General features: G+C 36.2%; 14 protein-coding genes and 1 riboswitch. Of the genes, 9 read left to right on the top strand and 5 right to left on the bottom strand.

Features of this window, described 5'->3' with window-relative positions; all coding sequences use genetic code 11:
* Positions 1-23 precede the first annotated feature (23 nt).
* The 7 genes from DRF60_RS00255 (at position 24) to pckA (ending at position 9,869) form a co-directional block, all read left to right on the top strand.
* Positions 24-713, top strand: a complete 690-nt coding sequence (locus DRF60_RS00255) for a hypothetical protein (RefSeq protein WP_116010131.1) — start codon at positions 24-26, stop codon at positions 711-713.
* A 33-nt stretch (positions 714-746) separates the two neighbouring features.
* Complete coding sequence (locus tag DRF60_RS00250) at positions 747-2,687, top strand: putative porin (RefSeq protein WP_116010130.1); 1,941 nt, start codon at positions 747-749, stop codon at positions 2,685-2,687.
* Positions 2,688-2,700: 13 nt separating this feature from the next.
* Positions 2,701-4,287: a bacillithiol biosynthesis cysteine-adding enzyme BshC gene (gene bshC / locus DRF60_RS00245; RefSeq protein ID WP_116010129.1), complete on the top strand. Its 1,587-nt coding sequence runs from the start codon at positions 2,701-2,703 to the stop codon at positions 4,285-4,287.
* 38 nt (positions 4,288-4,325) lie between these two features.
* Complete coding sequence (locus DRF60_RS00240; RefSeq protein ID WP_116010128.1) at positions 4,326-6,263, top strand: LysM peptidoglycan-binding domain-containing protein; 1,938 nt, start codon at positions 4,326-4,328, stop codon at positions 6,261-6,263.
* A gap of 70 nt (positions 6,264-6,333) precedes the next feature.
* Positions 6,334-7,209, top strand: coding sequence for an ACP S-malonyltransferase (gene fabD / locus DRF60_RS00235; RefSeq protein ID WP_116010127.1), 876 nt, complete (start codon positions 6,334-6,336; stop codon positions 7,207-7,209).
* A 10-nt stretch (positions 7,210-7,219) separates the two neighbouring features.
* On the top strand, positions 7,220-8,125 hold the full coding sequence (locus tag DRF60_RS00230) for a GYDIA family GHMP kinase (RefSeq protein WP_116010126.1): 906 nt from the start codon (positions 7,220-7,222) through the stop codon (positions 8,123-8,125).
* Between the two features lie 127 nt (positions 8,126-8,252).
* Positions 8,253-9,869, top strand: coding sequence for a phosphoenolpyruvate carboxykinase (ATP) (gene pckA / locus DRF60_RS00225; protein WP_116010125.1), 1,617 nt, complete (start codon positions 8,253-8,255; stop codon positions 9,867-9,869).
* A 161-nt stretch (positions 9,870-10,030) separates the two neighbouring features.
* Here pckA and aroQ read toward each other — a convergent pair whose 3' ends face one another.
* Complete coding sequence (gene aroQ, locus DRF60_RS00220) at positions 10,031-10,441, bottom strand: type II 3-dehydroquinate dehydratase (RefSeq protein ID WP_116010124.1); 411 nt, start codon at positions 10,439-10,441, stop codon at positions 10,031-10,033.
* Positions 10,442-10,676: 235 nt separating this feature from the next.
* Positions 10,677-10,774: riboswitch (SAM riboswitch) on the top strand.
* Positions 10,775-10,857: 83 nt separating this feature from the next.
* Between aroQ and DRF60_RS00215 the strand changes: the two genes are divergently transcribed.
* Positions 10,858-13,791 (top strand): SusC/RagA family TonB-linked outer membrane protein, encoded by a 2,934-nt coding sequence (locus DRF60_RS00215; protein ID WP_116010123.1) that lies wholly within the window; start codon positions 10,858-10,860, stop codon positions 13,789-13,791.
* A 19-nt stretch (positions 13,792-13,810) separates the two neighbouring features.
* A complete protein-coding gene (locus DRF60_RS00210; protein WP_116010122.1) occupies positions 13,811-15,304 on the top strand; it encodes a RagB/SusD family nutrient uptake outer membrane protein in 1,494 nt (497 codons plus the stop codon).
* Between the two features lie 398 nt (positions 15,305-15,702).
* Here DRF60_RS00210 and DRF60_RS00205 read toward each other — a convergent pair whose 3' ends face one another.
* The 4 genes from DRF60_RS00205 to DRF60_RS00190 all read right to left on the bottom strand — a co-directional run bounded on the left by DRF60_RS00205 (position 15,703) and on the right by DRF60_RS00190 (position 24,424).
* On the bottom strand, positions 15,703-15,966 hold the full coding sequence (locus DRF60_RS00205) for a hypothetical protein (RefSeq protein ID WP_116010121.1): 264 nt from the start codon (positions 15,964-15,966) through the stop codon (positions 15,703-15,705).
* A gap of 490 nt (positions 15,967-16,456) precedes the next feature.
* Positions 16,457-16,981, bottom strand: a complete 525-nt coding sequence (locus DRF60_RS00200; RefSeq protein WP_116010120.1) for a hypothetical protein — start codon at positions 16,979-16,981, stop codon at positions 16,457-16,459.
* A 177-nt stretch (positions 16,982-17,158) separates the two neighbouring features.
* Positions 17,159-17,698, bottom strand: a complete 540-nt coding sequence (locus DRF60_RS00195) for a hypothetical protein (RefSeq protein WP_116010119.1) — start codon at positions 17,696-17,698, stop codon at positions 17,159-17,161.
* A 6-nt stretch (positions 17,699-17,704) separates the two neighbouring features.
* Positions 17,705-24,424 (bottom strand): RHS repeat-associated core domain-containing protein, encoded by a 6,720-nt coding sequence (locus tag DRF60_RS00190; protein ID WP_238639938.1) that lies wholly within the window; start codon positions 24,422-24,424, stop codon positions 17,705-17,707.
* Positions 24,425-24,428: the final 4 nt, after the last annotated feature.

Here is a 24,428-nt window from a genome sequence, read left to right as displayed (position 1 = left end):
TAAATGTCTAAAAATATATTAGAATGAATAAGTTTAAGATGGTTCTGTTATTTGTAGGATTTAGTTTATTCTCTTTTGCACAGAATGCTAATATAAGCGGAAATATAAGTACCAATAATGTTCAGAGACTTCCTTTTGAAGAAAGAAAATTAATAGGTGATACAGAAGTGAGAGAGGGAAGCCCATACCTCAATGGGGATGATTTTAAAAAGGTAAATATCCCTGGATATTCCAGTAATGTACCGGATCTCCGCTATAACGCCTTTAGTGATGAAATGGAGTTTCTTAATGGAAAAGATACCTATTCTGCGAATAAAGAAAACGGGCAGATCATCAAATTCATTGATGGTAAAATATATGAATGCCTGAACTATAATTTAGAAGGAAAAGATAAATTTGGATATCTGGTACAATTAGTACACAATCCTGAAAAATATTCTTTATATAAAAGAGAAAAGGTGGAACTGTTAAAAGGAGAAAAGAGTCCTAACGGGATCACAAAAGACAGAAATGACTACTATGCCAAAGAAAAAGACATTTATATCATCAGAAAAAATGAAACTTTTACAAAAATGGCTAAGAACAAGAAAGGTTTTTTTAGTGATCTTTCACTGAAGTCAGACGAAGTGGAAAAATTCATCAAAGAAAAACAGATAAATTTTAAATCAGAAGCTGATTTAATTAAACTGGTAACTTATATGAATACATTGTAGCAGATTTTATATTTTTGTAGCTTAAATGTTACAATGAAATATTTTTTTGCCATAATCATCTTCGTATGCTTTAATGTTAAGGCCCAGGTAGTCAATAAAACAGATATTAAAACTCCGCAAAAAGAAGAAGATACCCTTGTCATAGACACCGGAAAAAAAGATTCACTGAAAATCTTTAAACCTACTATTAATGATTACCTATATCAGACCCAATTTTCTGAAAAGAAGATTTTTGACACTGTGCTGACGTTTGATAAAACTCATATTTTTTCGCAGTACAATAATACTGATAACTTTGGGAGAGCTCAGGTTGCCAATATAGGTGCAGGATTCAATCCTTTGATTTATGAAGTGAATCCTGAACAGAACCTTTCTCTGCTTCCTTCCAACAAATCATATATGATCATCGGAGCAGATGACGTAAAATACTATGATGTAAAAACACCTACTGCTGCTTTTATTTATCATACCGCGATGAAGAATGGGGCTGCATTAAAATCTACCTATACCCAGAATATCGGGAAAAGATTCAACTTTGCATTGGAGTATATGGGACTTCGTTCTCAGGGATTTTACAGAAACTCATTGGCTTCCAATAACAATACTTTATTTTCAGGGCATTATGTGTCCAAAAGTGGAAATTATGAGTTGTTTGCCCACTATCTTCACCAGAATGTAAACAATCAGGAAAGTGGAGGAATCACGGAAGATGATCTCTTTCAGAGTGGTGACAGTAACTACAGTAACAGACAGAATGCTCAGGTGAATCTTGCTTCATCAAGTTCTCAGTTTTCATACAGGAGGTATTACCTGAGCCACCAGTTTACACCCTTTAATTCGGAAAAATTTCCTTTTAGCATACGGCATACCTTATCCCATCAGGGGAACAAATATTTTTACAATCAGGGAGCGGTAGAAACTTATTGGTATGATGATGCTGCTACCGAACTCATCAGTGGTTTTCCCCTTACGACCAAAAAATATTCTGATAACTTCAGCAATACATTAAGTCTTGTTTTTAATAATGAAAAATTCAAGCTTGACGGTGGAGTACGATATCAGATGCTGAAGTTTGGAGTGAGAGACATTGCAACAGTAAATGGTATAGCCCTTCCCGGTGAATTTAAAGAAAATAGAATTGGAGCGGTAGGAAATCTTCAGATAAAATTGTGGGACAAGTTTCAGCTAAAATCTTTTTTAGAATTTTCAAATGGAAGCCAGTTTGGAAGCTATCTGAGAACTGCCAACAACATAAAATTTGAGCCGATAAAAGATTATTTTGTGAATGCAAAAGTAAATTTTCAGAGTGCTTACCCATCATTTAACTACCTCTTAAATACTTCCGTTTACAACAAATACAATTATTATCTTGCAGACGCCAAAAACCAAACGGTAACAGAGATAGGAGGGAGTGTTAATCTAAAATGGTTTAAAACCGAAATTTTCGCCAACTATTTCAGAGTAGATAATTACACCTATTTCAATGCTGATGGAGCGCCGGCGCAAAGCAGCAATTCATTGAACATTTCCCAGATTGGCGGAGATGCTACATTCAGTTTTGGGAAATTCCATCTTAATACGAGACTTCATTTCCAGAATGCATTGACGAATAAAGAACTTCTTCCAATGCCAAGTTTCATAGGAAGAGCCAATTTCTTCTTCCAGAGCAAGGCCTTTAAAGATGCGGCAGAGCTTCAGATGGGTGTGAAGGTCTATTATTTCTCAAAATTTGCATCAAGAGACTACTTCCCGATTCTCAACGAGTATATTTTGCCCGGAGCAGATTCATTCTCTATCGGAGGACAGCCTATTGCCGATCTTTACATCAATATGAAGGTTAAAAAAATGTTCTTCTACGTAGAAGGGCAACAGATAGGAACGTTTATTTCCAACAATAAAGCATATGCATTTCCACATTATCCGGTTTATGATTTTAGATTAAACATTGGAATTGTGTGGTATTTGTTCAACTAAAAGCCAAACAAAGTTGAAAACAATAGATAAAATATCATTTAACGATATAGAAAGCATTCCTCAACTGGTAAAAGATTTTCTGAATCACAAAATTGAGGGCTTTGAAAAAAACACTTTTTCTTTAAATCACTTTAAAGATCAGCTTCATCTTAAACAGAATTCCTTTACACAGGATCAGAGGCAGATCTTATCTGATGTACTGGAAAAACAATTTTCGGGTCTTATACTTTCCTCAAAACAGAAAGAGAATCTGGAAAACCTGACGCAGTCAAATACCTTTACAATAACTACCGGACATCAGCTAAACCTGTTTTCCGGACCTGTTTTCTTTGTCTATAAAATTTTACAGACCATTAAGACCTGTGTCTATCTGAAGGAGAATTTTCCTGATTTTAATTTTGTACCCGTATACTGGATGGCCTCGGAAGATCATGATTTTGCAGAGATCAACCATTTCAAAACAGAACATAATTATTACGAAATCAACGAGAAGTTTGGCGGACCGGTAGGCAGAATAACAGTAAGTGATACATTCTTTATTTCTGAATTTGAAAAAGAATTTAAAGACTCCGTATTCGGAACAGAGCTGATTTTGATGTTGAAAGAATCCTATAAGCCTGGGAATACATTCACAGATGCAATTAAAATATTGGTAAACAGGCTTTTTTCTGAATTTGGATTACTCATTATAGATGGTGATTCCAGAGAACTCAAAAACCAGATCAAAGATATTTTCAAAGATGAACTGCTGAATTTCAGCTTGCAGAAAAACTCAAAGGAAAAAGTAGATTTTTTAACGGAGAAATATGGAAAAGTCCAGGTCAATCCTCGTGATATCAATCTTTTTTATCTTTCTGATACCAGAGACAGAATCGATTTTGACGGTGAAAAATTTATTGTAGTAGACACTGATAAAAGATTCTCAAAGGAAGAAATACTTCAGGAGCTGGAAAGCCATCCCGAAAAGTTTAGCCCGAATGCTTTAATGCGTCCTGTTTATCAGGAAAAAGTGCTTCCTAATTTGGCATACATTGGAGGAAATGCTGAGATTATGTACTGGCTGGAACTCAAAGACTATTTTGCAGCAGTCAATATTCCTTTTCCTGTTCTAATTCCAAGGAATTCCATGCTTTTCATTAAAGAGAAAACAGTTGGGAAAATTGAAAAGCTGAATCTTAATATCGAAGATTTCTTTGGAAACTTTACGGCTATTACCAATCAGAAAATTCTAAAAGACAGCAATGTATTATCAATATTGGAAGAAAAAGAACTACTTTTCGAAAAAAGCTTTTCCGAACTTAAAACAATAGCAGAAACTACGGAACGCTCTTTCGGGAATATGGTCAAAGCAGAAGAAGTAAGACAGCTGAAATCATTTAAAAGAATGAAAAAGCGCCTTCTGCATGCAGAAAAAATAAAACAGGGCGAGCTGCTCAATAGACTGGAAAACCTGTTTTTAGATGTTCATCCTTCAAAAACATGGCAGGAAAGAGTCTATAACTTTAGCGTATTCTTTTCAGATTATGGCTATTCATGGCTTGAAAATTGTTGGGAAGAAATGGAGGTTCAAGAATCCAAATTAATAATTGTTGCCATTTAATTTTAAAGAAGTATTTTTGTAAATTATAATTATCGAGTATGATAAAGAGGTTTTTTATTTTGTCCAGTTTATGTATGGTTTTGGGGGTATCTGCCCAGAACTCTCACACCGTTGTAAAAGGAGACAATCCTTATAATATTGCAAAAAAATACGGGATTACTGTAGATGAACTGCTAAAGCTGAACCCAAAATTCAAAGACGGTAAGCTGGCCATAGGAGATGTAGTTACAGTGAAAGCTGAAAAGCACACTGCTCCCGTTTCCAAACCTGCAGTCGTAGAAAAAGCAAAACCAAGTCATTCAAATCCTCAGGTTGGAAAAATTATTCTTCAGCCTAAACAGACCATTTACGGAATTACAAAACAGTATCGCATTTCCGAAACAGATTTGAGAAAACTGAACCCGGAACTGGATACCCATATGAAAATAGGGGATGAGATCACCTTGCCTCTCGAAAGCATAAAAAAATATGGCGGAGAACAGCAGGCAGTTTCAGCGGCTGTAATTACTAAAGCTGCGGAAACTCATACAGAGGCACCCACATCTGTAGAAGGAAAAGAGTATGTGATCCAGTCAAAAGATAATTATTACAGAATTACAAAACAGTTTGGAATCAGCCAGCAGGAACTTTTTACTTTAAATCCAGGATTGGAAGAGAAAGGTCTTAAGCCGGGTGAAACCATCAGAATAAAAAGAACAAATACGGATTCAGCTGTGGTTTCCGAACCCGTAAATCCGAAAACAAAAATAGATTCAGGAAGCGAAAAATCTGCAACAGGAACTGTAACTACTGTGGCTGATGATTACGTTACCTATACCGTTCAGCAGGGAGACACTGTGTTCTCTATCGTTAATAAATTCGGAGTTTCAATCGATGAACTGATCGCTCTGAATCCTGATCTTTCCAAAGGGCTGAAGGCAGGAATGGTCTTAAAGATCAAAAAACAGGATCCGGCGTATGTGAAGAAAAGCGGGGATGCCTTGAGCGTTGTTTTAATGCTTCCTTTCGGATACAGTACCAACGAAACCCAGTACAGATCAATGGCGCTGGACTTCCTTACCGGGGCTAAATTGGCTATTGAAAGAAATGCAAGAGGCGGGCAGAAGCTTGATGTCAAAATTGTGGATTCAGGAAATGAAGCCTCATTTAAAAACTCAATGACCCAGATCAATCCTGATAATACAGACCTGATCATCGGTCCATTCTTTAAATCCAATGTGATTGATGTCCTGGATTTTACCAAAAATCAAAAAATACCGATCGTAGCACCTTTTGCGAACTCTCCTGAACTATACAATTACAATAATCTGATCATCGTTGAAACCAATGACCAGACTTATGCAGATAAAATCGTTGAAGAAGTAAAAGCCGTGTATTCGGATCAGAAAATATATGTAGTGGCAGACAGCAAAAAAGAAATTGCAAACTACATCAAAGGAGGTCTTGAAAAAGCAGTTAAAAATCCAAATATCATTCTAGTGAACTCTCCTTCAGAAATTCAGTTGGATCAGAATATGATGACAGGACAATCCGCTCCGGTTATTGCAATTCTTGCCAGTGATAATGATGCTATCGGAGAAGCTTTTGCCAATAAAACAATTGCACTTTCTAAAGAAGTACAGGGAGTAAAAGCATTCAGTATGTACTATTCTCCGGTTTTCGAGAAAAAAGTGGATGACCTGAGCCAGGCAAGCCTTGTGTATTTGATGGACAGAAAGATCAATACAGATGGTAGCTTTGAGAAAGAAATCTTAGCTGCTTATAAAAGCAAGTACTGCAAAACACCTCCGAAATATGCAATCGTAGGTTTCGATGTCGTGAATGACATGTTGACCAGAGAAAATAAAAAAGGAGAGATCTTTAAACAGATGAATAAAGTTCAGACCCAGCTTGCTACCAAGTTTGAATTTGTAAAATCTAAAGCAAACGGAGCTTACGTAAATACCGGATACCGTGTGATAAGATTAGTTCCTTAACCGATTTATGCCTTTTTAAAAGGATTTTTTTAACATTATCTTTATATTTGCATAATATTTAATTCAATACATGAAAGCACTTGTATTTCCTGGGCAGGGTTCTCAGTTCGTAGGAATGGGAAAAGAATTGTACGATTCTAGAAAAGACATTAAGGACTTAATGGAATCTGCCAATGAAATTTTAGGTTTCGATATTCTTACCTTGATGTTCAACGGTACGGATGAAGATCTTAAGAAAACAGAGGTTACCCAGCCCTCAATCTTTATACATTCAGTAGCTGCTTTAAAAGCAGTGAACGGTCTTGGAGCCGAAATGGTTGCAGGACATTCTTTAGGAGAATTTTCAGCTTTAGTAGCCAACGGAGTTTTATCCTTTGATGACGGTTTGAAACTGGTATTCGAAAGAGCAAAAGCAATGCAGGAAGCCTGTGATGCCAATCCGAGTTCTATGGCTGCAATTTTAGGTCTTGAAGACGCTAAAGTTGAAGAGATCTGTGCACAGATCAGCGGTATTGTAGTGCCTGCCAATTACAACTGTCCCGGCCAATTAGTAATTTCAGGAGAAACGCCTGCGGTAGAAGAAGCTTGTGCAAAACTTAAAGAAGCAGGAGCGAAAAGAGCATTGTTGCTTCCTGTAAACGGAGCATTCCACTCTCCATTGATGCAGCCGGCACAGGAAAGACTGGCAGCAGCGATTGAAAAAACAAAATTCAGAAAAGCAACTATTCCGGTATACCAGAATATCACAACTACAGCAGTGACTAATCCTGAGGAGATCAAACAAAACCTGATCGCTCAGCTTACAGGTCCTGTAAAATGGACACAGTCTGTTCAGAATATGATCAAAGACGGGGCCTCTAATTTTGTGGAGGTTGGCCCTGGTAAAACTCTTCAGGGATTGATCAAGAAAATTGATGCTTCTGTAGATATTGCCTCTGCAATCTAATTAAAAAAATATGAGCGAAATATTTTCACCGGGAAAGCTTATGCTTACTTCTGAATATTTCGCAATAGACGGAGCTCTTGTCCTGGCAGTACCTACTAAGCTTGGACAAGAGTTTTTTTTTGATGAAAAAGAAGATGAAAGATCCCTGATCTTTTGGGAAGCCCATCATCAGAACAAATTATGGTTGAAGGCTATCATTGATTATAAGAATTGGCAGATCCTCGAAACCAATATTCCCTCAAGCGCTGAATTTATTCTGAAAACCTTAAAAAATGTTCAGCATCTTTCTAAACTCAAATTCAAGAGCAATTTTACTTATCATCTGAAGACCAACCTTCAGTTTCCTGCAGATTATGGACTGGGAAGCAGCTCTACTTTAATGACCAACCTTGCAGAATGGGCGGCTATTGATCCTTTCCATCTCAACAGTATGAGTCTGGGCGGAAGCGGCTATGATATTGCGGTTGCAAAAGAGAAATCTGCTGTCCTTTTCCGAAGCAAACCCCAAATCAGTTATGAAAAAGCAGACTTTAACCCACCATTTAAAAACGAGCTGATTTTTATTCATTTAAATCAGAAACAGGACAGCCGGGAAGGAATCAGTTTTTACAAGTCAAAGCCAAAGTCTCAAATCCTTGTTGATGAATTTTCGGATATCACAAAAAAAGTTTTGTTATGTAGAGAATTGGAAAATTTTTCTAAACTGATGGTGATTCATGAGCAAAAAATATCAAAATTCCTTGAAATACCCACAGTTAAAGAGAAGTTTTTCTCAGACGGTCCCGTTTTTGTCAAAAGTTTGGGAGCCTGGGGTGGCGATTTTGTGATGAGTGTTAAATTTCCCGGCTATAAGGACTATTTTTGGGGAAAAGGTTTCAATACCGTTTTTGAATGGTCTGATATAATTAATTTATAATCAGCAATTTACAATCCTTTTTTTTTATTTGTCATTCTGACTTATATCATTATATTTAAACCACCTTTAACAAATAATTAATATTAATTTTGTTGAGCCCAATAAAGAAATAGAAAATATAAGTAAAATGAAACACGCTAAAATCATCCAGGATTTAGAAAAATTAGGGATTAAAGGAAATTATGAAGTCGTCTATAACCCGTCTTACGAAGAGTTATATCAGGCTGAAATAGCTCCTGAAAATCAAGGCTTTGAGAAAGCTGAGCTTACGGAATCTGGTGCAGTATCAGTAAAAACCGGAATTTTCACAGGTCGTTCACCTAAAGACAGATATATAGTTCAGGATGATGTTACGAGAGACACAATTTTCTGGGATGGGAAAGTAAACCTTCCTACTACAGCGGAAAATTTTGATTCTTGTAAAGGATTAGTGCTGAACCAGCTTTCTGAAGCTAAAAAAATCTATGTTGTTGATGCTTTTTGTGGTACCAATACAGATACCAGATTAAAAGTAAGGTTTATTGTAGAAGTAGCGTGGCAGGCGCATTTCGTTACTAATATGTTTATCCGTCCGTCTCACTATGAGCTTGAAAACTTTGGAGAGCCTGATTTCACAGTAATTAATGGTTCTAAAACAACCAATCCGAACTGGGAAGCGCAGGGATTGAATTCTGAGAACTTCATTATGTTCAATCTTACTGAAAAACTACAGATCATTGGAGGTACTTGGTACGGAGGTGAAATGAAAAAAGGGATGTTTGCTATGATGAACTATTACCTTCCACTGAAAGGAATGGCTTCTATGCACTGTTCTGCCAACGTAGGCGAAGACGGTGATGTAGCTCTTTTCTTCGGTCTTTCCGGAACCGGAAAAACAACTTTATCTGCAGATCCTAAGAGATTCCTGATTGGTGACGATGAGCACGGTTGGGATAACAATGGTGTATTCAACTATGAAGGAGGATGTTATGCTAAAGTTATTGATCTTTCAGAAGAAAAAGAGCCGGATATTTTCAGAGCGATCAAAAGAGATGCGCTTCTTGAAAATGTAGTCGTAAACAATGGAATTGCTGATTATAAAGACGGATCTATCACTGAAAATACAAGAGTATCTTACCCGATTTACCATATCAACAAGATTGTACTTCCTTCCAAAGCAGGACATGCTAAGAAGATTGTTTACCTTTCTGCTGATGCATTCGGGGTACTGCCTCCTGTTTCCATCTTGGATGAAAACCAGGCGCAATATCACTTCCTTTGTGGATATACGTCTAAATTAGCTGGTACAGAAAGAGGAATCACTGAACCGGAACCATCTTTCTCTCCTGCATTTGGAGAGGCGTTCCTTACCCTTCACCCGACAATGTATTCTAAAACATTGATTGGTAAAATGAAAGAGCATGGAGCGAAAGCTTATTTAGTAAATACCGGATGGAACGGAACCGGAAAGAGAATTTCTTTGAAAGATACAAGAGCTATTATTGATGCAATCATCGATGGATCTATCGAAAATGCTCCTAAAACCAGAGTTCCAATTATGAACTTAGAAATCCCTACTGCTTTGCCAAATGTTTCTGAAGGCATTTTAGATCCTAGAAATACATATAACGATGCTTCAGAATGGGAGGAAAAAGCAAGGGACCTTGCTGCAAGATATATTAAAAACTTTGAGCAGTACTGTGATACTGAAGAAGGGAAGAAGCTAGTTTCTTCAGGGCCTCAGCTTCAGCAGCAGACAACCTAATACAACAAAAAGCCTCATCATCGATGAGGCTTTTTATTATATATTTCAAATGTTTCTCTGATAACGATACATTGCCAATATGTTATAAAACGAAACATTTAGTATTGGTATGTCATGCTGAGTGGAGTCGAAGCATTCTTTAAGCATTAAAAGTATTTAGTTTATCGTTTCAGGCTTAAAATAGCCAATCTGTACCCATCCATTCCAAAGCCTGATAATACTGCATCTGCATTGGCTGCTGTTACAGACTTCTGACGGAATTCCTCTCTTTTGTAAATATTACTGATATGGACCTCTATTTTCGGTTTTCTGATATTCTTTAGACAGTCCGCAATCGCGTACGAATAATGCGTATAAGCTCCGGGATTGATCACAAGAGCGTCAAAATTATCCTCCTGCAGCCTGTTGATGATTTCTCCTTCGATATTCGACTGATAATAGCTTAATTCATGAGATGAGAATTCAGTTTTTAATTTTTCCAAATACTCCTCCATGGATATGCTTCCGTAGATCTCAGGTTCTCTTGTGCCCAAAAGATTCAGATTGGGGCCATTTACAATTAAAACTTTCATTCTATAAATTTAAATAGTTTAGTTCTATTTTCGAACCTTTTTTTTCAGTTTTAGCAAATTACATTATCTATAATGATATTTATCATGTTTGGCTATTTCGTAATTCTGTAACTATTTGCTATAGCGAGCATTGATTAAGTTTTTAAGTTAATTTTTGAAAATATTTCATAATAAAATTTAAAGTCTACTTGTTTTGTAGACTAATTGTTTTTAGATTTGCAGACATATTTCGATCGGCTTATAAAGAAAGATGGAGGGAACTGACCCTGTGAGATCTTAACAACCTGCCTGTGTGCAAGGTGTTACATTCAGCCTTTAAAGGAAAAATAAGCATTTGGTTAATCGTATTGAACGATGCCCTTTGCTGTATTTTCTGCAAAGGGTAAATTTTTAATATGTGATAAATAAAATTGATTATGATTAGTAAAAATTTAATTAACTCTAAAATTTGGATTCCTCCGGTTGCCGTATTTTTCTTAGGAATTATCAGTGTCCATGCACAGGAAGCAAAACCGAGAAAAGATACAATCAGCGAAAAGGAAATTGATGAAGTGGTAGTAATTGCTTATGGTAAGGCAAAAAGGACAAGTTATACCGGTTCAGTAGCCACCATCTCCAGCGATAAGATTAATAACAGACCCGTTACCAATATTACAAAAGCACTGGAAGGTCAGGTTCCTGGTGTTCAGGCGATAAGTGCTTCCGGGCAGCCGGGCTCAACGGCCTCTGTAAGGATAAGGGGAGTAGGTTCTATCAGTGCCTCCAGTGATCCTCTTTATGTGGTAGACGGGATTCCTTTTGACGGAAATATCAACTCCATCAGCCCGAATGATATAGAATCCATCAGTGTTCTGAAAGATGCTACAGCCAGTTCGCTATACGGTTCAAGAGGAGCTAACGGGATCATTATCATCACAACAAAATCCGGTAAAAAGGGAGAATCGAGAGTAAATTTTAACATCAGTCAGGGATTTTCCAGCAGAGCCGTAAAAGATTATAAACAGGTAAGTACAGATGAATATTTCCAGCTCTATTGGGAAGCGTTGAGAAACGGGTACAAATCCGGACAGATCACTTCGCAGCAGGCAGCGCAGATGGCGAGTGATAACCTGACAACTGCTTTGGGAATCAATCCTTACGGAACCGGATTTCCAAATCCTGTGGGAACGGACGGAAAACTTCTTCCGGGAGCAAAAGCTTTATGGAATGATGATTGGCGGGATATTCTTCAAAGGACAGCCTCCAGAAGTCAGGTTGATTTTGATATCAGTGGAGGCAGCGAAAAAAGCAATTATTTCTTTTCATTAGGGTATCTTGATGATAAAGGAATTGCGATAGAGTCTGGTTTTCAGAAATTTGCAACCAGATTGAAGATCAATTCCGAAGTTAAAAAATGGCTGAATGCAGGTGTCAATTTAAGTTATACCAACAGTATCCAGAATGCGCCGCCGTCTTCAGATTCGAGAACCGACAATATCATCAATGCAGCAAGGGTTATTCCGTCTTTCTATCCGTATTATGAAAGAAATGCAGATGGAAGCTATGTGCTGGATGCGGGAGGAAATAGAATTTATGATTTCGGGAAATACAGGCCTACAAGCGCATTACAGTATCAAAATGCAGCGGCAACGCTTCCTTTAGATAAAAATGAAAATAAAGAAGACAATTTTTCGGGAAAAGGATTTTTAGATTTTACTTTCCTTCCGGAACTGAAGTTTAAAACTAGTTTTTCAGTTGATCTAGTGAATTATAATGGACATTACTATTCGAATCCATTGATTGGACAGGGAAGTGAGACGAATGGTTCTGTAACAAGATCAAACAACAGGACACTTTCCTATACAACCAGCAATATTCTGACTTTTGATAAAAAATTCGGGAAACATCACCTGAATGTTTTAGGAGGACAGGAATTTTATAAGTATGATTATCAGACAATATCCGGTTCCAGAAGCCAGTTTTCTCTTCCTTACTATTACGAGCCTGATGCAGCTGCTTTATTGGGAAGCTTCAGCGGAAACAGTGACAAATTTTCGTTGTTGAGTTTCTTAGGTAGAGCGGAATATGATTTTAATAATACCTACTTTTTATCAGTATCCGGAAGGGCAGACGGCTCTTCAAGGTTCTTTGCTGATAACCGATGGGGAAAATTCTGGTCAGTAGGAGCTTCATGGAAAGTTTCAAATGAAAATTTTATCAAGAATCTGAATGTCTTCAACCAATTGACATTACGTGCAAGTTATGGTGGGCAGGGAAATGATAAATTAAGGAGGCCTAATGGATCTTCACTTTATTATGCGTATCAGGAATTGTATAAATTTTATAATAATCTTGGTGAGCCCGGAACTGTTCTTGAAAAAGTACAGACCAATGATGTAAAATGGGAAACCAATCTTAATTTAAACATAGGTCTTGAATTTGCCGTTCTTAATAACAGGGTGAAAGGGAATATAGAATATTTTAAACGTAAGAGCCAGGATCTTTTGTTTAATATGCCGGTTGCCCCATCTCTGGGAATCAGTGATTTTCCGTTTAATGTTGGGACGATACAGAATACAGGTTTTGAATTCTCATTGTTCACAACCCCCATTAAGAATGATAATTTCCAGTGGAATGTGGATGTGAACCTGAGTACTTTGAGCAATAAGATTACAAAGCTTCCTAAAGGATCTGTAATAACGGGAACCAAGCGCCTTGAAGTAGGCGGTTCAATCTATGATTTCTTTATTCCTGAGTGGATGGGCGTTGATCCTTCCAATGGAAAGCCTTTGTGGAGATATATCTACCAGGATGCGAATGGAAATACAGTGGATGGAACGACTTCAGAATATGCAAAAGCTACCAAAACAGTACAGGGATCTGCACTGCCTAAAGTAACGGGAGGGGTTACGACAAGCGTTGCTTATAAAAATTTTGATCTTTCAGGATTGTTGACATTCAGCATTGGAGGGAAGATCCTTGATACGGATTATACATCATTAATGTCTAACGGAAGCGCCGGGGGACGTGCATGGAGTGCAGAAATGCTGAACAGATGGACTCCGGAAAACCCCAATACCAATGTTCCTGCATTAAGTACAACAACGAATAACTGGACTTCCACTTCTTCAAGATTCTTATATTCCGGAACCTATGCCAGACTTAAAAATGTGAGTCTTGGTTATGCACTTCCTTCTGATTATTTTGAAAAGTTAGGATTAAAAAAATTCAGAATTTATGTTCAGGCAGAAAATCTTCTGACTTTCTACAAGCATAAAGGAATGGATCCGGAACAGGCACTGGATGGAACCACCTATTACAGATATCCTGCCATGAGAACGATAACTTTCGGTCTTCAGGCAACTCTTTAACCTATTTAAAATTGAAACAATGAAACAATTAAAATACATATCTTTTGCCCTGATCACAGCATGGTCACTGACAAGTTGTGAAAACGAACTGGAAACGGCTCCTACAGATCAGGCTAACGGTGCAGAGGTTTTCAAAACGGCCGAAAGCGCAGAAACGGTGATCAATGGTGCCTGGGCAAAACTTAATGATGACGGTCCGACTTATGCCAATATCGGTTACTCAACAGTCTTGAGGACAAGTGATGCCATGGGAAGCGATGTGGCGGTTCTGACCAATAAATACGGGTTTCCGTCTGCTTATGCTTTTACGGAAATGATCAATAGTACAGCTTCAAGACCGCAGTTTATATGGTCGACATTATATTCAACCATAAATAATATGAATAATGTGATCACCCGTATTGACCAAACAGAGGGAAGCCAGGAGAAAAAGAACCAAGTGAAAGGGCAGGCTAAAGCTTTGCGGGCTTTCTGTTATCTGAATCTGGCCAGCTTTTACCAGTTCAGTTATTTAAAAGACAAAACAGCCCTTACAGCACCTATCTACACAGAGCCTTCAACAATCGGTTCAGTTCCGAAGAAGAGGGCTAGTCTGGAGGAAATATATACTTTGATTAAAAGCGACCTTACGGAAGCAGATAATCTGTTGACTAATTATACCAGAAATAATAAAGATAAGATCGACAAAGCTGTGGTAAACGGACTTTTGGCGAGAACCTACCTGAATACCGGAGAGTGGAGTAAAGCGGTTGCGGCTGCAAAGATTGCCAGAACAGGTTATCCGCTCATGACGGCTGAAAAATATAAGGAAGGTTTCAATGACATCAGCAATGGCGAATGGATCTGGGGGCATGGGCAAACTCAGGAACAGTCGGGGGCAAGCTATGCTTTCCACTATCTGGATGTATCTTCTTCGGGAAGTTATTACTACAGTTTTATGGCAGATCCGTTTTTCAAAAATTTATTTGATGCCAATGATATCAGATCCCAGCTGTTTCAGTGGGATGGTCTTCCAGGCAGGGAAGGTCTGTTGAGGTATTCTAAATTTAAATTTAAAGCCGGTCTCATTGCAGATATCGTATTGATGAGAGCCGCAGAGATGTACCTGATCGAGGCCGAAGCTGAAGCAAGAAACGGAAATATTACCAATGCTGTGACAGCTTTAAACCAGTTGAAAACGGCAAGAAATGCCAATCCTTACACTGGATCTCTTGCTCAGGATGAGGTGGTAAAAGAAATCCTGATTGAAAGAAGAAAAGAACTGTTCGGGGAAGGATTCTCTCTTTCAGATATTATCAGAACGCAAGGCACAGTAGTAAGAAAACCTTATGTGGATGCCAGCGGCCAGCCTATAAAAGTACAGGTTACCACTCCGGACGGAACGATAAAAACAGTGAATGGAAGAGGACATTCTGTCTTTAACTTCCCGGACCAGACTGCTTTTGCACCAAACAGCAAGTATTATCTGTTTAGTATTCCGCAGAAGGAGGTGGAAAATAATCCGAATTTGTAGTTTTATTTAGATTTGATTTTTAAAAGCCGTAATGTTTCAATATTACGGCTTTTCTATTAAACTAATTGGTATTAAGAATTTGAAGGAGTTTTGGATAGTCACCGTCTTGTCCAAAATTTTCTGTATTAGCATTGGTTCCGACGATATGCTTTTGATGACAATCAAAGCATATTTTTGCCATCCCAATAATTTTCTCTCCCTTTTTAAAAACTAAAATATCCCGATATACATGAACGCAGGCATATTCAAGAATCTCACTTACGGTTTTCTCAATAAATATCTCATTGATTTTTTTAAAGTTTTGAGCTTTTATTACTGATTTTTTGAAACCAAGCTTATCCAGACTTTTTATAAATTCCGTATCATTTATATCTTTGGGAGTTTTGTTAATAAGTATGTCAAGTTTTAACTGATCCTTTTTTTGAGCGATTCAGAATAGTATCTAAAGCCATGATTGAATTTTCCTCCATATTGATATGATAATGATCTATCGCATCATAATCAAAGTATAATTTTCCATACTTTGGAATGAATTTTTGTTCAACAGGTTTATTTGATTGCTGTCTATTTATACTGCTATGTTCTGGGTTTTTACACCCTAAAAAGAAGCTAATAATGGGTAATAGCAGAAACTCAACTTTAATACTGTGTAATCTTTCCATCTAAGTTTTATCATGATTTTTATTTTTTATAAAATTCCCAGTAAAAATTCGTTTTATAGTTGTCAGAAGAACTAGTATAACTTTCAATCTTATTTGCAATTTTAGTAAAAATAAAATTACCATTATTACTGCATTCTATTTCATTGAAATTATCCTTCTTTGAATTGAATGAGTATTGATTTATTTACAATTACATTATTTTCAAAATAACAAGCACTCATTCCTGACTTTGAAGAAGCATATAATTCATAAATGTTTCTAAATCTTCTTGAGTAAATCTTATATATAATTCTTCATAAGATAATTATTTCATTGAACGTTGAAAAACTGGAATAATCTTCTTATAAGCTGTTTTATTAAATTTTGTCTGGCAAAATCTAAGAGTTTTAAACGTTTTATCTAATCGAAACTGAAGTATAAAAATTATTTAGATTTGATTTTTTAAAAAGCCATAATATTTAAACATTACGGCTTTATTTTTCTATTCCAATTAGTTATCTAAAATTAATTTAGAGGTAATATTCAACTGTATATCAGGAATTTTATATCCTTTCCTTACTAATTGGTCAATATATTCTGTACAGCCAATTAATGAATTTCTGTTAAATGAAACCATAGATTTTAATACATACTTTTTATCTGCAGAAAAATTATAATGATTAAGAGGGAAGAAAAATACTTTAACTATAATTTTTCCTTTAGGTTTTATTATTAATATTTGTTCTTTACAATCATCAACATCTCTTAAGTAGGAACCATATAATTTTTGCCGATAAGGTTGTATTTCATTGTTATTTTCAATTACTTTTACATTTACAGTAAAAGAATAGGGATCAATAATATAGGTGTGATCTGACTTATTAATTATTACTGCTTCTTGCCCAGCTCTTACCATATTCATATCCACTGATTCTGGAAATACTATTTCTATTTTATTTTTATCTATTTTGTTTTGTGAATGACATGAACAAGATATTAAAATAATAAACAAAATGCTAAATATATTGATTTTCATATTATTTAAAATTATTAGTAAAAAATTTGTAATATTTTAAAAGATGTTTTAAATCTATCATACTTAACCAAAATATTTGACAATATGCCTTATCTCAATTATAATATTCTTCAATTATCGTTCTACTTTATTATTAATAAGTCCCAGGAATTTTAAGTAATATAATAGCTATAGTTACTATGGAATTAATGGTATTTTTACTTTTATTTGATCCTCAAAAACTTTATAACCTTGTTTTTTTAAATTTTTAATATAATCCGTACAACCTAATAATGTAGCAGTATACTCATTATGCTTAGACTCAATATCTAAATAGTAACTTTTGTTAGGTTTGATCTGATAAAAAAAATCAATATTTAAAATAGTCATTTCTACTATTAACGACTCCTTCTTTTTTAATAGTAAAAGATCTTCTTTACAATCTTCTAAATCTCTCGAATAATAACCTTTAGGAATCATCTTTTCTGGACGACTGTATAATTCATTACATTCATATACATAAGTTTTACCCCGAAAACCCTGCGGATCTATAATATAATTATTATCTGTATGATTTACAATTTTGTATTTGTATGCTTTATTTGCATCAAGATACCTTTCCATCGATACAGCTGAATCCATTAAGAAAATCTCTACATCTTTTCTTTTATTTACTTTTGTTTGGGAAAAGTAAAATCCGAATATAAACATTCCAAAGAAGCAATAAAATCTTTTCATTTTTAATTATTTTATGAGTAAAAAAGAGGGTACAGATCCCATTTTAACTTTATTATTATAACCTTCCGCTTCCATAGTTCCCGTCCATTTGTATTGTTCAAAATACGCCCTATATTCCATAATATGAGTGATATTTGGCAACTGCCAAAACGTATTATAAAATCCTGAAACATAATCGATAGAATGTCTCATTTCATGTATAAATGTAGAGGCAAGTCTATAATTGTTTTTTGAAAGAAGGCCCGGAGCTAAAATTACTTCTCCTTTAGAATTTGTGATTCCCCAAGCACTACCTCCTGTGCTAAGTTTTAAAGTTCCTCTTGTAGTGACTGATAACTTAGAGCCGTCTCCTTTTTCCCATTGGGCAATACTTTTTCCATCTGCAAATTCTACCCATTGGGCACTTTGATCCCAATATTCTTTAAAGATAGTTTTATATGTATCTAAAACTGCTTGTGTAGGTTTTGCAGATGGATCGACTCCATTATCTTTTAAAAACTGTGTAAGTTTTTCTTTATATTCAATAGAGGTAGAAACTTTATGCATCGTATGATTAAATAACGCAACAATACCTCCAATCTTCACACCTTCCCAAAAGTTACCTCTTGCAAGAGCATGACCTACACCGCCGGAAAGCATTCCCAATGCTACCTGGCTTGCACCGTTGTACGCTGCAGCTCCAACAGCCTGCCCATACCCAAAAGATACCGCACTTGATAAAAATGCACTCGCTGCCGCAGTAAAGAAATTACCTCCCTGCATAAAGCTCAGTGTTCCCTGTACTCCTGCGTGGACGAGACTTCTTAAAGCCTCATTACCTATACTTGCTGTAGCAGTAGAAAAGACATCTCCTATAACAGTTGTTATCCCCGCACTTATCAGTCCCATTACGATGGAAGAATATAAGTTCAGAATATTAAACTTCGCACCAGTTATCAAAGTAATAGCTGTGTAAGAGACTACAGCAAAAAGTACCGCTTTAACAATAGGAATTGCTAAAAACTGCCAGAATTCCCCACTCGGGTCATTAAACATCAACGGATTATTCATTACATACCCATATTTGTTATAATTCTGGGTATTATAGGGATCTTGAATGTTCTCATCTGCATTTAAGAACCTTCTTAATAACGGATCATATAATCTACCATTCATGTGAATGATTCCTACTTCTGCAAAATGCTCGTGGCTGGTGTAGCCCCTATCTACTAATAAAGAGGCATTATCAATAATATTCTTATCTGTAATGATTGCTCCGTTTCCTATTTGTAGATGAGTAAAATTACCCCATGCATCAAAATGTCTTTGTTCTAGTTTATTTCCAGCTTCATCACTGATCGCTAAGATACTACCTATATAATCTTTATGTAAAAATTTATAGGAACCGCTAGTCTCATCAAAGTTCTTTAAATATACAATATTTGATTCATAAGGTGTTCCTCCGATATATAAAATATGTTTTTCTTTTCCTGTAGTGTTGTCTTTTAAAACTTCAAAACTTCCGTCTTCACTGTAGAATTTGGTAAACTTACCGTCTCCATCAATGCTGAAGTTACCACCATAGCTAACTCTTTGTCTCATGCTGGTGAGTCCGTACTGGAAAGCAACATCGCCTTTCATTCCATCAATAAAAACTGGATCATTGTTTTCGTTATAAGCAATGCTTTGGATTAAGTCATTGTTATAATTCTGAGTTCCTGCCGCATTCAACGTCATTCCGGTTGGCTGGTAAATCTTGGCAGAATTTTCATACTTCATCGTTCCTACCTGATCGTTCTCCATGATTCTACCCTTAATATCGTAGACATTTCGGTTGGAAGATGGTTTAACTCCTGTTACCGGATTTGTCCAATTTACCAAACGGTTATTATCATCGTAATCAAAAGATTCTACAATATTGAAATCTCCTCCCGTTGTTCTACTATTCAATTCATTTTTTATGGCATTAAATGAATAGGAAAGTTGTAAAATACTTGGCTTAACAGCTGATGAATGATTAACATTTGTTAAGAATCCATTTGTATCGTAAGTATTGTTGATATCTGCTGCTCCCAGCTTTGCTTTTAGGGCTTGTCCTTTGGCATTAGTTTCTTTAAGCTCCCAAAGGATTTTTCCTGAATTTTTATCTTTTACCAGATATAATTCTCCATTCCATGCACTATACACATTTTCAATCTGAACCTTGGTAAGAACACCGGAAGAATAGAGTTGCTTCTCATAAGAAATTACCCTTGCTTTATCATCATAAGTAATACCTTTCTGAATAAAGTATTTCCCGTTGCTGCTTTCCGAAGATGACAATACTCTTCCTTGTGGATCGTAGGATATATTTGAACTGTACGCTTTTCCTTTTGAGGTTCCACCTTTTGAGATTACCCTTCCTTTATTATCATAAGTAAAAGAAATTGTCTTGTTGGTAGCCTGTCCTCCGTCTGTGGTTGAAATTTCATTTTGAGTTATCAGCTGCCCCAGATTATTATACGTATATTCTTTGGTTCCTTTCGGGCTAATGATCTTCTTCGGTTGCCCGAATCCGTCATATTCATATTTATACAATCCGTTGGAAGGATCATGGAACTCTGATTTTCTCCCCCATGAGTCATATTTAGTGGTAACAATATTTTCAGCATATTGTGCCTTTATCTGTTCTCCGGCTGCATTATAGGTGAAAGTAATCGTTCCTCCTTTGTCTGTCGAAGAAATTACATTTCCTAAAGCATCAGTGGTTTTGGAAGTAGTTCTTCCATAACCGTTAAGTTCTTTGACAATTGTGGTCAAGCCTGAAACAGTAGTTTCCATCTGCTTCCCATTGAACCCAGTAGCAGTTGCCTTGGTGATAGGAAAAACAGAATCATCATAAGCAATCAGATTCCATTGGTTGGCACTTTGACCGTCAAAATAAGGCTCAGATTCTTTAATTTTTCTTCCCAGTACATCATATTGGGTATCTTTAGAAATAAACTGTCCCTGTCCAAATGCTTTAGCAGAGGTTTTATAATCCTGACCCAATCTGTTAGTAAATTTTTTAGAGATATTTCCATCAGGATCGTATTGGATAACAGTAATATTAGCATTATCATCTCTTTCATACTTATAGGTAGTTGTTCCTCCAAGATTTGTTTTGGAAGTAAGGAGTTTACCCCATGCATCATAGGTATTGGTAAGGATATTTCCTAACGGATCAGTTTGTTTTTTGATCTGTCCCCAGTCATTATATTCAATATTCGTTTCTAATCCTAAATTATCGGTCTTTTTCTCTACAAACCTTCCTTTCGGATCATATACACTTGCTTCTGTCTGAGTTTGAGAATCTACGCTATTGCTGACTGTTTTTCCGGTGATATTACCAAAACCATCGTAATTGTAGGTTTCCTGTAAGTAGCCTGTATTATCCCTGCTCCAGGTTTTTAAGGTTTTAAGAAGATTATTTTCGTAAACGTATTCTTCTTTTGCCAATTTGGTATCTCCATAAGCCTGTACTGCATCGGTTTTAGATTGAGGACGACCTACAAAGTAATCTGGTCCAATTCCTGAGAAATTATGAATATATTCAAAATTAGAAGTTGTTATGGCATATCCATTATTAACATTCGATACACTTTGCTTTGGAAGATAATAATCCCCATAAGTGATAGAAGTATTTGTTAATGTACCATTCAGGAAGTCCTTTGTTTTAGTACTTGTGGGAACAGTAGCTGTTACAACTTTCGGTTTATCCGTATCAGCAATTACTCCTGTTACAATTTGTCCGTTTAATAGCTTATCTGTTTGGTAAACAGTAGATTTAAAACTTAATAACTGGGTGTTGTTTTCAGAAATATCAGCAGGGAATATGTTGGATTCATCATTGGTTTTAATGCTCCATTCTTTTACCGGAATTCCATCAAAAAGAGGATCGGTTTCTGCTCCAGACCAGATCTTGATATTTTCAAATCCATCAGCATACCAAGACGAGCGGGCAGACTGATGATAGCCCATCATCCCTTTTCCATGCATATGTCCGGTCATACCTCTGTATCGGAAATCCTGCTTTCTTCCCTCTTGTCTTAACTGGGATACAGCATAGGATTGGTCAACCCTGCTTAAAGAAAAATATGGATAATACTCTTTTTTAACCTTTTGATAAAAATTAGGGTTAAGAGGATTATTCGGAATTACCTCCAAATAATCTGCTGATGTAGTAATTCCTCCCTGGGTAATTGTTTGTACCCGAGACAGCTTTCCAACCGAAGAGGGTGATTTAAGCTTGTGCATCCTTTCTTTCCAGAATAAAAATACATCATAATAGTTATTATTAACTTTAACCTGTGAAGTGATCGGGGAAAATAACGTAAAATTGCCAACATCCCAGGTTACATAATTATATCCTCCATAAGTATAACTGGTAAAGAAATCAAGACCGCCATTTGTAGCAGCTCCGTTAGCTGTATAAGCGGCGATAGTATAACCAAAATATCTATTAAGTATAGCTCCGCTTGAATTTACCTGACCTGCTTTATTAAAAGAGTTAATATGTACAATATCAGATTTACCGTCTTTATTGATATCTAATGCTGAATAATAATTCCTGTATATATTAAAAGTAGGGTGACTACTGTTTTGATAGTCATTAGGTTTTCTATATTTCAAAAAGTTTGTTTTTAAGATATTAGAAAAGTTTTTTTCAGTACCTATATAAAACCTCCAGTTATCTCTTTCCTGTGTATCTGAAGTTGGAATTGTAAAGTCAAGGTTTCCGTCACCGTTAAAGTCTCCAAATAATACAGGAGAATCCGGTGCTTTTGTTTCGGCTAAATTACCTGTGAATCTTATTTTTTTGAGATATTGATTAGGAGCAGTTTTTACAAACTCAAATACGGTATAGGCCGTATTGGAAACATTAATAATATCTACTTTCCCATCACCATCTACATCCAGATACTGTTGTTGATAATAGGTACTTTCATTGATTCCCGAATCAACAGTATAGGTAGATAGAGGATTGTTTGCATTTTTTAAATCAACGATATAATTTCCCACCAAATAGGTATAACATTTTAGTTCGTGGCATGGTGGTGGCCTGTTAACATCACCATCACCCGCTGGTGCTGAAGTAGAATTTAAATCATTACATCCCGGGGTCGGCTCAAACTGACATTCTTCTTTATTGATAGTCACAAATACATCCGAAATACCATCTCCATTGATATCTCCTTCATTAAATGATGCCTTTTCTATTCGACAACCTACACCGCCTCCCTGGTAAGTACAGTTAGAATCAACATAAACCTCCTTTTCAAATACTTTAACAAAAGTATTATCCCTAAAAATATAACCTACTACTTTACCGCCTTCGTATTGGACAATCCCATTTCCGTTATAGACTTGCCCCTCTTCATCCAATAAAGTATGGACAACCTTTGCTTCTGAATTAAAAATTTTACCTGTAGAAACATCAGTAAAGGTATCATTGAGGCCGCCAAGCTTTACAATGCCATTATTTAAGATGAAATCCAGATAAGAGTCACCATTAAAATCACCTGTTATTTTTACGTTATCAAAACTATCTACATTGTTGTTTGAAAACTCTAAAACGGGCTGTGTAGGAGTTGGATAAGTAAAAGTTGCCGGATTGGCGGCAATGTTATCGGCATTATATTCTGTTATTTTATCAACTACCTGATAATTTGACCCGTTTTTTAAATAATCAATTCCATATTTTTTAAATTGGCTTCCGTTGGAGCTTACTTTAATTTCAGATAACAGTTGAGTCTGTAAAAAACGAGTTCCTCCTATATAAGAATCTTCGGCTAAGCTTCTGCTAATGTAAGTAAAATCTATTTTGTTAAAATGAGGTTTGCCCAGTGTTTCATTCCCTCCCCATTGAATGCTTGAAATCGTAGCGATATTTGAGAAACCTGCCTGCAAATAATTATAAGTGATATAATTACCTTTACTATCTTTCCATTTTACAATATTGTATTCGATAGGAGTTCTGGCATTACTAAGCCCTGAAGCAGTTGCCCCATACCAAGCCTGTGAGCCATCCTCAAAAGTTACTTCCCAATATTCAGGACCTTTCCAAGCTTGTCCTGTGATTGAGCCAATGGATTTAACTTTTACATTAGAGTATTTTTCAGTAACATATTCTGCACCGTCCTTACCATATTCTCCAGACTTTAAAATGAGTCTTTGTCCATTAAAGCTGTAATAATCTGATTCATCTAATTGTACACCTTTAGCTTCTCCATCTTTTTCCACGGTTCTTCCGGCTCTTGATACAGCTGTTAATCCAGATAAATTCCAACCATAGCCGGAAATTCCATTGGACGAACCACTGGTATACACCAAATTGATCTGAGGAGCTACAGATTTAATTCCCGGTGGTAAAGCAATGGGTAAAGTAAACTGTAATTGACCACCCCCGTTAACTTCGATGTTTCCCTCGGTGTCGTGGAAGCTTTTTCCTGCCGGAGCAGTTGTCCCTGATGGATTGGTTGCTCCTGCTCCGGAATCAACAGGTCCTCCTCCCGCATTTTCCGTAGCAGGACCAATCTTAGCAATAAAAGGATTGGAAATATCTGATTTTGCATGGAATCCTTCAGTTAAAATAACTGTTTGCGGATCCTGAACCGTTCGTGTGGTACTTTCTGTCTGGTACAATATGGTCTGCGAAAAGCCCAATACTGAACACAAGGACAGTATAAATGATGAAAATAACTTTATTTTCTTATCGTAAAATTTCATGTTT

Origin of the sequence: Chryseobacterium elymi, from assembly GCF_003385495.1 — a bacterium.
Lineage (GTDB): Bacteria > Bacteroidota > Bacteroidia > Flavobacteriales > Weeksellaceae > Chryseobacterium > Chryseobacterium elymi.
This window is presented reverse-complemented; position numbering and strand designations above follow the sequence as displayed.

Excerpts from the sequence above, each read along its gene's own strand:
- DRF60_RS00240 (WP_116010128.1), top strand. The coding sequence starts at position 4,326 with ATGATAAAGAGGTTTTTTATTTTGTCCAGTTTATGTATGGTTTTGGGG.
- DRF60_RS00215 (WP_116010123.1), top strand. The coding sequence starts at position 10,858 with ATGATTAGTAAAAATTTAATTAACTCTAAAATTTGGATTCCTCCGGTT.
- DRF60_RS00200 (WP_116010120.1), bottom strand. The coding sequence starts at position 16,981 with ATGAAAATCAATATATTTAGCATTTTGTTTATTATTTTAATATCTTGT.
- aroQ (WP_116010124.1), bottom strand. The coding sequence starts at position 10,441 with ATGAAAGTTTTAATTGTAAATGGCCCCAATCTGAATCTTTTGGGCACA.
- pckA (WP_116010125.1), top strand. The coding sequence starts at position 8,253 with ATGAAACACGCTAAAATCATCCAGGATTTAGAAAAATTAGGGATTAAA.
- fabD (WP_116010127.1), top strand. The coding sequence starts at position 6,334 with ATGAAAGCACTTGTATTTCCTGGGCAGGGTTCTCAGTTCGTAGGAATG.
- DRF60_RS00250 (WP_116010130.1), top strand. The coding sequence starts at position 747 with ATGAAATATTTTTTTGCCATAATCATCTTCGTATGCTTTAATGTTAAG.
- DRF60_RS00230 (WP_116010126.1), top strand. The coding sequence starts at position 7,220 with ATGAGCGAAATATTTTCACCGGGAAAGCTTATGCTTACTTCTGAATAT.
- DRF60_RS00190 (WP_238639938.1), bottom strand. The coding sequence starts at position 24,424 with ATGAAATTTTACGATAAGAAAATAAAGTTATTTTCATCATTTATACTG.
- DRF60_RS00255 (WP_116010131.1), top strand. The coding sequence starts at position 24 with ATGAATAAGTTTAAGATGGTTCTGTTATTTGTAGGATTTAGTTTATTC.
- DRF60_RS00210 (WP_116010122.1), top strand. The coding sequence starts at position 13,811 with ATGAAACAATTAAAATACATATCTTTTGCCCTGATCACAGCATGGTCA.
- DRF60_RS00195 (WP_116010119.1), bottom strand. The coding sequence starts at position 17,698 with ATGAAAAGATTTTATTGCTTCTTTGGAATGTTTATATTCGGATTTTAC.
- DRF60_RS00205 (WP_116010121.1), bottom strand. The coding sequence starts at position 15,966 with ATGGAAAGATTACACAGTATTAAAGTTGAGTTTCTGCTATTACCCATT.